Origin of the sequence: Erwinia sp. JH02 (genome assembly GCF_013074405.1) — a bacterium.
GTDB classification, from domain to species: Bacteria; Pseudomonadota; Gammaproteobacteria; order Enterobacterales; family Enterobacteriaceae; genus Erwinia; species Erwinia rhapontici.
Map to the genome: position 1 here is coordinate 144,151 of NZ_JABANZ010000001.1, position 13,139 is coordinate 157,289.

The 13,139-nt window shown below is 52.0% G+C and carries 11 protein-coding genes; 4 read left to right on the forward strand and 7 right to left on the reverse strand.

Annotation, left to right across the window (positions count from 1 at the left end):
• Nucleotides 1-71 precede the first annotated feature (71 nt).
• The 4 genes from wbaP to yeaG form a co-directional block, all read right to left on the reverse strand.
• A complete protein-coding gene (gene wbaP, locus HHI26_RS00660) occupies nt 72-1,541 on the reverse strand; it encodes an undecaprenyl-phosphate galactose phosphotransferase WbaP (RefSeq protein WP_133841852.1) in 1,470 nt (489 codons plus the stop codon).
• Between the two features lie 428 nt (nt 1,542-1,969).
• Nucleotides 1,970-3,697, reverse strand: a complete 1,728-nt coding sequence (locus HHI26_RS00665) for a potassium/proton antiporter (protein WP_133841853.1) — start codon at nt 3,695-3,697, stop codon at nt 1,970-1,972.
• Nucleotides 3,698-4,006: 309 nt separating this feature from the next.
• On the reverse strand, nt 4,007-5,287 hold the full coding sequence (locus tag HHI26_RS00670) for a YeaH/YhbH family protein (RefSeq protein ID WP_133841854.1): 1,281 nt from the start codon (nt 5,285-5,287) through the stop codon (nt 4,007-4,009).
• A gap of 70 nt (nt 5,288-5,357) precedes the next feature.
• Nucleotides 5,358-7,292 carry a protein kinase YeaG gene (gene yeaG / locus HHI26_RS00675; protein ID WP_133841855.1) on the reverse strand — a complete coding sequence of 645 codons (1,935 nt, stop codon included), beginning with the start codon at nt 7,290-7,292 and terminating at the stop codon, nt 5,358-5,360.
• Between the two features lie 432 nt (nt 7,293-7,724).
• Here yeaG and HHI26_RS00680 point away from each other — a divergent pair, with 432 nt between their 5' ends.
• On the forward strand, nt 7,725-8,474 hold the full coding sequence (locus HHI26_RS00680) for a MipA/OmpV family protein (RefSeq protein ID WP_133841856.1): 750 nt from the start codon (nt 7,725-7,727) through the stop codon (nt 8,472-8,474).
• 82 nt (nt 8,475-8,556) lie between these two features.
• Nucleotides 8,557-9,408, forward strand: coding sequence for an aldo/keto reductase (locus HHI26_RS00685; protein WP_133841857.1), 852 nt, complete (start codon nt 8,557-8,559; stop codon nt 9,406-9,408).
• A gap of 53 nt (nt 9,409-9,461) precedes the next feature.
• Here HHI26_RS00685 and HHI26_RS00690 read toward each other — a convergent pair whose 3' ends face one another.
• Together HHI26_RS00690 and gapA are read right to left on the reverse strand one after the other, a co-directional pair.
• Complete coding sequence (locus tag HHI26_RS00690) at nt 9,462-10,340, reverse strand: D-hexose-6-phosphate mutarotase (protein ID WP_171148404.1); 879 nt, start codon at nt 10,338-10,340, stop codon at nt 9,462-9,464.
• 70 nt (nt 10,341-10,410) lie between these two features.
• On the reverse strand, nt 10,411-11,406 hold the full coding sequence (gapA, locus tag HHI26_RS00695; RefSeq protein ID WP_166653688.1) for a glyceraldehyde-3-phosphate dehydrogenase: 996 nt from the start codon (nt 11,404-11,406) through the stop codon (nt 10,411-10,413).
• 341 nt (nt 11,407-11,747) lie between these two features.
• Between gapA and msrB the strand changes: the two genes are divergently transcribed.
• Nucleotides 11,748-12,158 (forward strand): peptide-methionine (R)-S-oxide reductase MsrB, encoded by a 411-nt coding sequence (gene msrB, locus HHI26_RS00700; RefSeq protein ID WP_171148405.1) that lies wholly within the window; start codon nt 11,748-11,750, stop codon nt 12,156-12,158.
• An 8-nt stretch (nt 12,159-12,166) separates the two neighbouring features.
• The gene (locus tag HHI26_RS00705; RefSeq protein WP_133841861.1) at nt 12,167-12,445 is read left to right on the forward strand and encodes a DUF1315 family protein; all 279 of its coding nucleotides are present in this window, start codon (nt 12,167-12,169) and stop codon (nt 12,443-12,445) included.
• A 76-nt stretch (nt 12,446-12,521) separates the two neighbouring features.
• Here the strand turns inward: HHI26_RS00705 and pncA are convergent, their stop codons facing one another.
• Entirely contained in the window at nt 12,522-13,136 is a 615-nt protein-coding gene (gene pncA / locus HHI26_RS00710; protein WP_133841862.1) for a bifunctional nicotinamidase/pyrazinamidase, read from the reverse strand.
• Nucleotides 13,137-13,139: the final 3 nt, after the last annotated feature.

A 13,139-nucleotide genomic window follows, 5' to 3' on the forward strand; every position in this document is an offset into this window, starting at 1 on the left:
GCGCTCGGGGATGTGGCCATCGTCATTGCCGGATGCCGGCAATGACGATGGCTGGCACTGTTCAGCTCAGGTTAGTACGCGCCGTCGCGGCGCAGTACCACACCGGCTGTTTTGAACAGAATGGCGATATCGGTCCACAACGCCCAGTTTTTGACATACCAGGAGTCGAAGTAAACACGGGTGTCATAGTCGATATCGTTACGACCGCTCACCTGCCACAGTCCTGTCATACCCGGTTTAGCCATCAGGTAGTAATCCACGTCACCGGCATAACGCTCCAGTTCTGCTTCAATCACCGGACGTGGGCCCACCAGACTCATCTCACCACGAATGACGTTCCACAGCTGCGGCAGTTCATCCAGGCTGGTCTTACGCAGAAATGAGCCAATTTTGGTGACACGGGGATCGTTCTTCAGTTTAAAGTCTTTGTCCCACTCTGCGCGTGCTTCTTCACTGGTGGCCAACAGGGTTTCCAACACTTCCTTCGAGTTCATCACCATCGAACGGAATTTCAGGCATTTAAACTTCTTCCCATCCTGACCAACACGCTCGTGACCGTAGATCGGGCTGCCGCCATCACGGCTGACCATCCAGCAGATCAAACCAAATGCCGGAGCAAGGAACAGCAACAGCAGTGAGGCCACCACAACGTCAAAGGTGCGCTTGAGGAAGCGTGAAGAGCGCTTCGCCAGATTATTGCTGACGCGCAGCAGCATCACTTCATGGCTAAAGATAAAGGACATATCCGTACCGTACAGCGGCACGCCACGTAGCGTTGGCACCACGGAGACTGAGCGGCACTTTTTCTTCGACAGCAGTTTCAGCCATTTATCGCGAATGGCGCGCTGGTCGTTCTCCATCGCTACAATAAACTGGGTGTTATCGAGGTCGACAGTCTCCCAGACAATATCTTTGTGTGTGATCACCGGGATGCCATTGAAACTATCAGCGCCGTTCTTTTCACCGCTCGGGGCAACGAAGGCTTTCACGTCGTAGCCCAGCAGCTCTTCGCTTTGCAGCGCGGCATAGGCTTCACGGGCATTTTTACCGGAACCAATGATGATGGTGTGTTTCTGCCACTGTCCCGCTTTCAGGATGGCATTCTTAACGCATGAGCGCAGGAGAGGCACCAGAATCAAGGCATACAGCCAGGTGAAACTCCAGAGCATGCGGGAGAAATCCCATTTGGAAAACGCAATCAGTGCCAGGTCTAACAGTGAAAAGATCACCAGCGTTTTAATAATGTCTTTTAATTCAAACCAGAAGGGTTTGCGGTAGGTATAGTGGCGCAGGCGCATCCAGAACCATGCGGTACATAATACTGACATAATGAATTGCGCGATAAAGCGGACTTCAACTTCTTGCGGCGGGATAAAAATATCCAGATTACCCCAAATACCCTGCAGCGTCGCTGCGGATAAAAACAGTGCCAGATTGATGGAGAGTAAATCTGAGAAACTTAACGCAACTTTCGCAATAATGTTTTTTCGTGTGCCGCTGAATGTCCGGCGACTTTCATTCAGTACCAGAGTACTTGCCATAATGCCTGCTCTCTTATCATGAGAAATCAATGACCTGACGAGGATAAAGCACGCGTCCAGGAGTCTCTTTAGTAAACCTTCTGGGTTTATCAGACTGACGTCGGTATTGCCATTATCGTAACTGTGTTCAGGGCAGCGGAGCGGTGGGAGATGAGATAACCACGCTATATCCGTCACATAATGAAGTGATAAGTATGCAGGAGTTATTTGAGTTAGTTAATACGGGATAATCCTAAAAGAAGATGAAAAATCAAACAGGGGATTAATCTTAAGCTTTGATGCTAAATGAAAGATATAAATAAAAAATATGACAATACGATAAACAAAAAATCACTATTTGATGAATCTGAAACCGCCAGGGTTAAATATGACGGTTTCAGATAAATCTTGTGGAGTGGGATTCGTGTTCTGAATGAAATCAGGAAAAATTATTCCCTTTCTTCCTGAACCCTGACGCCGATTTTGACGATCTCGTTAGCCTCTTTCTCAGCCACGGTCCAGACCATGTTTTTCCATTCCACCTGGTCACCGACCACGGGTGCGCCGCCAATCATCCCCAGCACCAGCTGTCCCAGCGTTTGCTGAGTATCAGAGCCCGCATCCAGTTCAATACCGTAAATCTCGGAGACATCGTGCAAGCGCGCATCGGCTTGCAAAATGAAGTCACCAAAGAAGCGTTGATCCAGCGACACCGGCGGGGACTGGCTGAACAGCTTGCCGAGTGCGGGCAGGTCACGCTCACGGCCAATGACGCACAGCACATCATTCTCTCTCAGGCGGGTGCTGCCGGACGGGTGTAACAGCAGGTTATCGCGGAACAACGCGGCAATACGCGTTTCTCGCGGCATTCTGAGGTCACGCAGCGCGGCACCCACACACCATTTGTCGGCACTGAGCTGATAAACAAACTGCTCCCAGGGATTCTCCGGGTGAATATCCAGACCGATGCGGGAAATAGGCGAAGCCATCGGCGGAACGACAACCCTGGCTTTGCGTGCTGCCCAGCCCAGTGACGTGCCCTGAACCATCAGTGACACCAGCACCACAAAGAAAGCAATGTTAAAGAACAGGGAGGCATGTGGCAGCCCGGCCATCATCGGGAAGACGGCCAGAATAATCGGCACTGCACCTCTGAGCCCGACCCAGCTAATAAAAATCCTTTCACGAATATTGAAACCGCGAAACGGCAACAGCCCAATCATTATCGACAGCGGGCGTGCGACCAGAATCAGGCAGAGTGATAACAACGTGGCCGGAATAGCGATGTGCCAGAGATCGATGGGATTGACCAGCAGGCCGAGCACAAGGAACATGCCGATCTGACTTAGCCACGCCATGCCGTCAAAGGTTTGCAAAATGCCATGACGGTTGCGAATAGGGCGGTTACCGAGCACAAAGCCGCACAGGTAGACGGCGAGGATGCCACTGCCTTCCAGAACGGTGGTGAGGGCGAAGACCAGAATGCCTCCGCTGACGGCAAGCAGTGGATAGAGACCGCTGGCCAGAGAGACACGGTTAATCAATTGCAGTAAGGCCCAGCCGCCGCCGAGCCCAAGCACAATGCCCAGTCCAAACTGCTGCACCAGGTGCACCACAAACATCCAGCTTAATCCGCTCTGGCCCTGCTGAATCATCTCAATCAGGGTGATGGTCAGGAATACGGCCATGGGGTCGTTACTGCCGGACTCAATTTCCAGCGTGGCGCTGACGCGCTCATTCAGGCCTTTACCGCCCAGCAGTGAAAACACCGCAGCGGCATCGGTGGAACCGATAATGGCCCCCACCAGAAAACCGTTCATCAGGTTGAGATCAAACAGCCAGGCGGCGGCAAGACCTGTCAGTCCCGCGGTGATCAGTACGCCCACCGTTGCCAGCGACAGCGCCGGACCGAGCGCCACTTTAAACGAACTGGCCTGGGTGCGCATACCGCCATCCAGCAGGATCACTGCCAGTGCCAGGTTACTGATCAGATAGGCCGCGGGGTAGTTGTCAAAGGCGATCCCCCCAATACCGTCCACACCCGCCAGCATACCGAGCGCCAGGAAGATAACCAGAATCGGGATACCCAGTTTCGATGAAAAAGAGCTGAGTAAAATGCTCGACGCAACCAGCACAGAACCAATAATGAACAAACTATAAATCGCGCTGGCTTCCAATGGGCATCTCTCCTGTGATGAGTAAAAAACCACTTCACGGTGTGAAGGGTACAAAATCTGTACGCAATTCATTTACGGACAGAAGAAAAGGTCAGTCAGAATAAAATATCGCAAAACAGCCAGAAGTAAATGCCGCTGAGTGCGACCAAAATGGGCTTTATTTGACGCATTAGCGATGCAGACTCGAAAAAAAGGCGTGAAAGCCAGATAAAAGCCTGGCAGGAGGGCAGTATGACACGGGTTAAAAGCGGGGAATGGACTATATACAAAATTTCTCAGCCGACGGCAGACGTCGGCTGAGGACAGACATCAGTAATTCTCTTCTGCCTGTTTGTGGAACAGAGCACGGAACACCGGATAGATATCTTCCGGTTCACGGATGTGCTGTATGGCAAAGTTATCGAAGGTCGATTGCAGATGTTCATATTCACGCCACAAGGTCTGGTGAGCGCGCCGGGTGATTTCGATATAGCTGTAGTAACGCACCACGGGCAGAATATTTTTTGCCAGGATTTCGTGACACAGCGGTGAGTCGTCGGCCCAGTTATCGCCATCGGAAGCCTGTGCGGCATAGATATTCCACTGGGTCGGGTCGTAACGTTCTTTCACGACTTCATCCATCAGTTTTAGTGCGCTGGACACGATCGTCCCACCTGTTTCCTGTGAGTAGAAAAATTCCTGCTCATCGACTTCTTTTGCCTGAGTGTGGTGACGTATATACACCACATCGACGTTTTTATAGGTCCTGCTGAGGAACAGATACAGCAGAATATAAAAACGTTTAGCCATATCTTTAGTGGCCTGGTCCATTGAACCCGACACGTCCATCAGACAGAACATCACGGCCTGGCTGGATGGCTCCGGGCGTTTTTCGAAGTTTTTATAGCGCAGGTCAAAGGTATCAATAAAGGGCACGCGTTTGATACGGGCACGCAGCTCTTCAATTTCTTTCCGCAGCCGGTCTTCTTCCAGCAACTGAGCCGGCTCACTGTTTTCAACCAGCAACAGCGATTCTTCCAGTTCGGCCAGCAGACGCCGTTTCCCCGCCGTCATGGCGGTACGCCGCGCCAGCGAATTTTGTAATGAGCGCACCACGCTGATATTGGCCGGTACACCGTTAGCGGTATAGCCCGCACGGTGGGTTTTATACTCATTGAGCTGACGATGCTGATTCTTTTTCAGATTCGGCAATGCGAGATCTTCAAACAGCAAATCGAGATATTCATCTTTCGAGATATTGAAGACAAACTCATCCTGGCCTTCACCATCCTTTCCGGCATTACCCTGACCACTGCCGCTCCCTCCGCCACCGCCCTGTGGGCGCTCCACGCGGTCATTCTGGACGAAGTGGTCATTACCTGGATGAACACGATGGCGCTGGCCGCCGCGTCCCTGATGGAAACTCGGTTCGTTAATATCTTCAATTGGAATAGAGACGGATTCACCGCTCTCAACGTCGGTAACCGAACGCTTATTAATGGCCTCGGAGATCGACTGTTTGATTTGCGATTTATAGCGGCGCAAAAAGCGCTGACGATTGACCGCGCTTTTGTTTTTACCGTTAAGACGCCGATCGATAAAATAGGCCATAGCTCCCCCAAACAGTGTTGCCAGACGGGTCAGGGCATCAGCCCTGACCCGTCTGGATGCGACTTCCGAATCAGGACGATTTTCTTACGCGCAAATACCATTCGCACAGCAGGCGAACCTGTTTGCGGGTGTAGCCTTTTTCCATCATACGGTCGACAAAATCGTCGTGTTTTTTCTGTTCGTCGGTGGATGTTTTAGCGTTAAACGAAATGACCGGGAGCAGCTCTTCGGTGTTCGAGAACATTTTCTTCTCGATCACGGTGCGCAGCTTCTCATAGCTGGTCCAGTTCGGATTACGGCCATTATTATGAGCACGGGCGCGCAGAACAAAGTTGACGATCTCATTACGGAAGTCTTTCGGGTTACTGATCCCGGCCGGCTTCTCAATTTTTTCCAGCTCTGCGTTCAGGGACTCACGGTCAAACAACTGCCCGGTATCCGGATCACGATACTCCTGATCCTGAATCCAGAAGTCAGCGTAGGTCACATAGCGGTCGAAGATGTTCTGACCATATTCAGAGTAAGATTCCAGGTACGCCGTCTGAATTTCTTTACCAATAAACTCGGCATATTTCGGGATCAGGTAGCCTTTCAGGTGTTCAAGGTATTTCTCAGCCTGTTCCTGCGGGAACTGCTCACGATCGATCTGCTGTTCCAGTACATAGAACAGGTGCACCGGGTTAGCTGCGACCTCAGCATGGTCGAAGTTGAACACACGGGAGAGAATTTTGAAGGCGAAGCGGGTAGATAACCCGTTCATCCCTTCGTCCACACCTGCGTAATCGCGGTATTCCTGGTAGGATTTCGACTTAGGATCGGTATCCTTCAGGCTTTCACCGTCGTAGACGCGCATTTTCGAATAGGTACTGGAGTTTTCCGGCTCTTTCAGGCGCGACAGAATCGAGAAGCGAGCCAGTGTTTCCAGCGTACCCGGCGCGCAAGGTGCGTGGGTCAGTTCACTGTTAACCAGCAGCTTGTCGTAGATTTTGATCTCTTCCGACACGCGCAGGCAGTAAGGCACTTTGACAATGTAAACACGGTCAAGGAACGCCTCGTTATTCTTGTTGTTACGGAATGTCACCCACTCAGATTCGTTGGAGTGCGCGAGGATTATCCCGTTAAACGGCAGGGCAGAGATCCCTTCAGTCCCGTTATAGTTCCCTTCCTGGGTGGCCGTCAGCAGCGGATGCAGCACCTTGATAGGCGCTTTAAACATTTCAACGAACTCCATAATCCCCTGGTTCGCCCGGCATAACGCTCCGGAATAACCATAAGCATCAGGATCGTTTTGCGCGTGGTTTTCCAGTTTACGGATATCCACTTTACCCACCAGCGCCGAAATATCCTGGTTGTTTTCATCGCCAGGTTCGGTTTTGGCAATCGCGACCTGTTCAAGAATCGACGGCCAGACCTTCACGACCTTGAAGCGGGTGATATCACCACCGAAATCGTGCAGGCGTTTGGCGGCCCACGGCGACATGATGGTGCCAAGGTAACGACGTGGAACGCCGTATTCTTTTTCAAGAATGTTGGCATCTTCCTGCGGATTAAACAGGCACAGCGGATGGTCATTCACCGGGCTGCGTTCGCCATCTGCCGTGAGCACATAGATGGGCACACGCTGCATCAGTGATTTCAGACGTTCGGCCAGAGAGGATTTCCCGCCACCGACCGGGCCCAGCAGATACAGGATCTGTTTTTTCTCTTCCAGGCCCTGTGCCGCATGTTTCAGGTAGGAAACGATTTGCTCAATCGCATCCTCCATACCATAAAACTCTTCGAATGCAGGATAGCGCGCAACAACACGATTAGAGAACAGGCGGGAAAGGCGTGGCTCCAGCGCGGTATCCACCATTACTGGCTCACCAATAGCCATTAACAGTCGTTCCGCCGCATTGGCGTATGCACTGCGATCTTGCCGGCAAACCGTAAGAAATTCCTGCAGTGTGAACTCTTCGTCCTTGGCAGCTTCATAGCGCTGACGGTAGTGATCGAATATATTCATGGCGATGCCCGTCCTTTCGTTTTTAGCACAGGTACCAGGAGCCTAAGTTTGGTCAGCCCCTGAAGGAACTTACAGTGAGTACAGCAACCCTTATGCCAACCTGACTTTTTTTATCGGGAAACACAAAAATGCTGGTCACTCTGCTCGTTGGAATTTAGCGTCTTATAAATAAGCGTAGATCGCATTTAGGAAATTTCCTGATTTGCTGAGCATTTTCAATGAAATTTCAATAACAAAGTTATAAACCAGCTATACCATCCCCTTAGTGGATGCGGGCTGACGGGTTTTTGTAAACCTCAACAACTGGCATCTGCAACCGCATTCTTTCGGGTTATTGATTATATGTGCTACTAATAATGTAAATGTATGACTCAATACGACCATACTGTTTAGACTAATGACCGATTGTTATATTAATGGACTGAATAAATTGTGAACCAATTCAAACTTACAGCGCTTACTGCACTTTTACCTGTCTGTTTTGCTGCGCCTCTCGCACAAGCCAATCCGTTAACGTTGGGCGCGTCGCTGCTCTATAGCCAGAGCCCTTATAAAAGCGGTCAGGACCGTTACTATCCGGTTCCCATCATCAATTATGAGGGCGACAGCTTCTATATCCGTAGCCTTCAGGCCGGGTATTTCCTGTGGAAAGACCAGCAGGACCAGCTGTCTCTGACCGTCCTGGGTTCGCCGCAGAACTATGATCCGGATGATGTCGATGACGGGGATATGAAATCGCTGAATAAGCGCCATATGACCCTGATGGGTGGCCTGGCGTATCGTCACTCAGCCGACTGGGGCATCGTGCGCACCACGCTGGTGGGTGACATGCTGGACAACAGTAACGGCATTATCTGGGACCTGACCTACCTGTATCGCTTTGAATTCGGCCAGTTTAACCTGACACCGGGTATCGGCGCGTTATGGAACAGCTCAAACCAGAACGGGTATTATTATGGTATCTCGTCAGCGGAATCCCGCCGCAGCGGGCTGGATCGTTACGATCCGGACAGCAGCTGGAGCCCGTACGTTGAGTTGACCGCAGGCTGGGCCATCAGTCAGAACTGGAATGCGACCCTTTCAGGTCGTTACAGCCGTCTTGCTGATGAAATTAAAGACAGCCCGATGGTGGACAGAGATTCACAGATGTTGTTGTGGACCGGGGTAAGCTATACCTTCTGATGCCATCACTCTGCACTAAAAAAGGGCGCTCTGCGCCCTTTTTTATCATGGTGGCGCCCTAAAAAAGTGCATGGAGAGAAAGATGAACCGAGTCGTCACGTTTGCCGATGGCACCGAGCTGCCTGCGATAGGTCAGGGTACATGGTTTATGGGGGAAGACGCTGCTCAACATCATCAGGAGGTCGCTGCTTTGCAAGCCGGGCTGGAGCGGGGTCTGAAGCTGATCGATACCGCCGAGATGTATGCCGATGGCGGCGCTGAAAGGGTGGTGGGTGAGGCCTTGCGCGGGCGTCGTGACCAGGCGTATCTGGTCTCCAAAGTTTATCCGTGGAATGCCAGTGAGGTGGATGCTGTTGATGCCTGTGAGCGCAGCCTGACACGCTTGAACACCGATTATCTCGATCTCTATCTTCTGCACTGGCGGGGAAATATTCCGCTGGAAGAGACGTTACGTGCGATGCAAACACTGCAACAACAGGGAAAAATTCGCCGCTGGGGGGTGTCTAATTTTGACAGCGATGATCTCCACGAGTTACTTGCTGAAGAAGGCGGCGCGCAGTGCGCTACTAACCAGGTGCTTTACCATCTGGCATCCCGTGGAATTGAGTATGATTTGCTGCCTGACTGTCAGCAGCTGGCGATGCCGCTGATGGCTTATTGCCCCCTGGCGCAGGCGGGTCGATTACGCACAGAGCTGATGAGTCACCCGACGCTGACCCGAATTGCACAACAAAAGGGCATCAGCATGGCGCAGCTGCTGCTGGCGTGGGTGATCCGTAAAGAAGGAGTGATGGCGATCCCGAAAGCGAGCAGCATTGCGCATGTTGATGACAATGCTGCGGCGCTCGGGGTGGTACTGACCAGCGAGGAACTGGCACTGATCAATCAGGCATTCCCACCGCCAGAAACAAAGCAACCGCTGGATGTGGTCTGAGTCCGGGGCAGGCAGAGCAGGGGCGGCCCGAAAAGGGTCACTCCGGTCTATTCTTAACGCTTACTGCGCACCCGGAAGGTGGTCGCCAGGCGGGCAGGTTGTTCACCCGCGCTTTTCATCGGCTGACTGACATGGGCCGTTTCCACGCACACCATGGTCTTAAAACCTTCGTTAGCCATATCACTCATACTGCATGACAGCTCCGCGCCGGGATTCCATGTGACAACGTCACTTTGATGATGGTGGTAAACCTCAATTACACGCTGACCCGTCTTATCGTCAATCACGCTGCAATCTGCCGGTTGGGTATAGATGCGGTCAATGCGTTGCGGGTAGGTTTGCTTACCTTCCGCTGAGGTGCCGGTGACTTCGTTGTTGACCTTGTCGATATAACTCGGACCTAGGCCGCTGACTTCAACACCGGCGATGTCAGCCACTTCAAAGTAGCTGTGCAGTGCGGCGGTGGCATCGAAGTCACCGTGGGCTTCCAGTTCAATCTCACAGCGATCGCTGAAGCGGAAACGGGCAAACAGCGTAAAATCGTGCGGCCAGAATTTCTTCGTTTGTTCACTGCTTTTTAATTCGAAGGTCAGCATCACGCTGTTTTCATTTTCATCGTGAGCGGTCAGCGTCCACGGCAGGATACGGGCAAAGCCATGCGCAGGTTCGCCAGCCGGGCCAAACCACGGCCAGCAGATCGGCACACCACCGCGGATAGCTTTACCCACATTCCAGGCGGTTTTATCGCTTAACCAGATCACCGGTTTTTCACCGGCAGGTTGCCAGGCAATCAGCTGGGCACCCTGTAACGTCACGGCAGCACGCACTTTAGGATGCGCCACGACGACAACGGGTAATTCGCCAACCTGACGCTGAGAGAGGTAAGGGGTAATCTGGTTAATCACGGGCAGTGAAAAGAGTTTCTCGTTCATGAGTCAGCCTTCTGAAATTTAACCATAAAAAAAGGGCGACTTCCGTCGCCCTCAGTCTCATTCACATCGCTTATTTAGCGATGTGAGCAACCAGGTCCAGGACCTTGTTGGAGTAACCAGTTTCGTTATCGTACCAGGAAACCAGTTTAACGAAAGTGTCGCTCAGTGCGATACCCGCTTTCGCATCGAAGATAGAAGTCAGTGTTTCACCGTTGAAATCGGTAGAAACCACTTCGTCTTCGGTGTAACCCAGAACGCCTTTCATCTCGCCTTCGGCAGCCGCTTTAATCACAGCACAAATTTCTTTGTAAGATGCTGGTTTAGCCAGACGTGCAGTCAGGTCAACAACAGAAACGTTAGGAGTAGGAACGCGGAACGCCATGCCGGTCAGTTTGCCGTTCAGCTCAGGAATCACTTTACCTACCGCTTTAGCAGCACCGGTAGAAGAAGGGATGATGTTCTGAGATGCGCCGCGGCCGCCGCGCCAGTCTTTGTGAGACGGGCCATCAACGGTTTTCTGAGTCGCGGTAGTTGCGTGAACAGTGGTCATCAGTGCTTCAACGATACCGAAGTTGTCGTTGATCACTTTAGCCAGTGGTGCCAGGCAGTTGGTGGTACAGGACGCGTTAGAAACGATATCCTGGCCAGCATATGACTTGTGGTTTACACCCATAACGAACATTGGGGTGTCATCTTTAGATGGGCCAGTCAGTACAACTTTCTTCGCGCCAGCTTCGATGTGTTTGCGTGCAGTTTCGTCAGTCAGGAAGATACCGGTCGCTTCTGCAACCACATCGACGCCTACTGCATCCCACTTCAGGTTAGCCGGGTCACGCTCAGCGGTAACACGGATGGTTTTGCCGTTAACAACCAGATGGCCGTCTTTGACTTCCACGGTGCCTTTGAAACGACCGTGAGTTGAGTCGTATTTCAGCATGTAAGCCATGTACTCTGCGTCCAGCAGATCGTTGATTGCAACGATTTCTACATCAGAACGTTCCTGAGCAGCACGGAAAACGATGCGACCGATACGGCCAAAACCGTTGATACCTACTTTGATAGTCATATATTCCACCAGCTTGTTGATAGTGAATAAAAGGTTGGCTGTAAAATTACAAAAACCATACCAGGCGTCAAGCGGAATCGTGTCAATTGTTGCGACAAATCAAACTGTCGACCAGGAATTATTCAACACAAAACCTATTTCTTGACGCATGAACACCATTGATCTTGGGGCAAGTTGCCCGGATATAAAGGGGTGATGGATCCAAAGGGTGATCTGCGTCACAAATTCAACGCTGACTGGATCACCTTGTGCACCCGATACGAAAAATTCACCTGCTCTTGTTAAGTATTTGTTAGAATACTAGCCGATAATTTCAGAATAACACTGCCAGAGAGTCTAACATGGCTAAAGATGATACACCTTTCTCACCCGAAAATGTGTTAACCGAGATGCAGCGCTACGTGACACAGCAGCGCGGCACAGAACCGCCGTACTCCGGCAAATTGCTGCATAACAAGCACGAAGGCATTTATCACTGCCTGGTTTGCAAGGCACCGTTGTTTCTGTCCGGATCAAAATATGATTCAGGCTGCGGCTGGCCCAGCTTCTATGAGCCCTACAGTGATGATGCGATTCGCTATCTGGAAGATGACACTCATGGCATGCAACGCATTGAAATCCGGTGCGGAAGCTGTGATTCTCACCTTGGTCATGTGTTCCCGGATGGCCCACAGCCGACGGGTGAGCGCTTCTGCGTCAACTCCGCTTCGTTGAGTTTTACTGACGAAGACGGCAACAGTACTCAGGGCTAGGAGTCGCGATGGAACTGGATGAAATGATTGCCAGTATGACACCAGACGTGTATCAGCGACTGGTGACGGCGGTAGAGACTGGCAAGTGGGCTGATGGCGTGGCACTGACGCCGGAGCAGAAAGAGAACAGCTTACAATTAGTCTTGCTGTGGCAGGCGCGTCACAATGAAAACCCGCAACATATGAGTGTCGCGAAAGGCGGGGAAATCGTGATGAAAAGTAAGAAACAGCTCAAAGAAGAGTTCGGGATCAGCGACGATGCGATCACGCGAATAAAACTCCAGTAAATTATTCCTTCCGGAATAATTCGTCCTGGTGGTATGACCGGGTGGGCCTCAGTCCCGCCCGGTCATTTTGTAGCCTTTAGATAATTTTCGCGCCCGCCAGGGCCATTTCGGCCAGGGCTTTCTGGCTGTCATCAGCCTGCAAATTGACCCCACGGCATCCGGCGCTCACCAGAGTGACCTGATAGCCCAGCGCCAGTGCATCCAGCACGCTGTATTTAACACAGTAATCTGTTGCCAGCCCCATGACCGTCAGCGCCGTGATGCCGTTCGCCTGGAGCCAGGCATGTAACGGCGTCTGGTGACGCTGGCCGTTATCATAAAACGCACTGTAGCTGTCGATATCCGGATTCTCGCCTTTGCATACCTGCAGTGTCAGCAGCGCCTGGTTAAGCTGAGGGTGCAACTGCGCGCCGTGGCTGTGCTGCACGCAATGATCCGGCCACCACACTTGCGGCAGGCCGTGAAGCTCACCGAGGGTCCCAGGCTGCGTGCCAGCGCTGCTGGCAAAACTACCGTGCCCAGCCGGATGCCAGTCCAGCGTGGCAATCACCGGCTCACCGCGCTGGTGGAACTCGGCAGCGAGGCGGTTTCCCACCGCAATCGTCTGATCGCCGTCACTGACAGCCAGCGCGCCACCAGAACAAAAGTCATTTTGCAGATCAATCAACAACAACGCCTGGCGGTCACGCATCAG

What these genes read in the sequence shown, in the direction of transcription:
- wbaP (WP_133841852.1), bottom strand. Translation starts at nt 1,541, where the DNA reads ATGGCAAGTACTCTGGTACTGAATGAAAGTCGCCGGACATTCAGCGGC.
- HHI26_RS00670 (WP_133841854.1), bottom strand. Translation starts at nt 5,287, where the DNA reads ATGGCCTATTTTATCGATCGGCGTCTTAACGGTAAAAACAAAAGCGCG.
- yeaG (WP_133841855.1), bottom strand. Translation starts at nt 7,292, where the DNA reads ATGAATATATTCGATCACTACCGTCAGCGCTATGAAGCTGCCAAGGAC.
- HHI26_RS00690 (WP_171148404.1), bottom strand. Translation starts at nt 10,340, where the DNA reads ATGAACGAGAAACTCTTTTCACTGCCCGTGATTAACCAGATTACCCCT.
- msrB (WP_171148405.1), top strand. Translation starts at nt 11,748, where the DNA reads ATGGCTAAAGATGATACACCTTTCTCACCCGAAAATGTGTTAACCGAG.
- HHI26_RS00685 (WP_133841857.1), top strand. Translation starts at nt 8,557, where the DNA reads ATGAACCGAGTCGTCACGTTTGCCGATGGCACCGAGCTGCCTGCGATA.
- HHI26_RS00705 (WP_133841861.1), top strand. Translation starts at nt 12,167, where the DNA reads ATGGAACTGGATGAAATGATTGCCAGTATGACACCAGACGTGTATCAG.
- pncA (WP_133841862.1), bottom strand. Translation starts at nt 13,136, where the DNA reads ATGCGTGACCGCCAGGCGTTGTTGTTGATTGATCTGCAAAATGACTTT.
- gapA (WP_166653688.1), bottom strand. Translation starts at nt 11,406, where the DNA reads ATGACTATCAAAGTAGGTATCAACGGTTTTGGCCGTATCGGTCGCATC.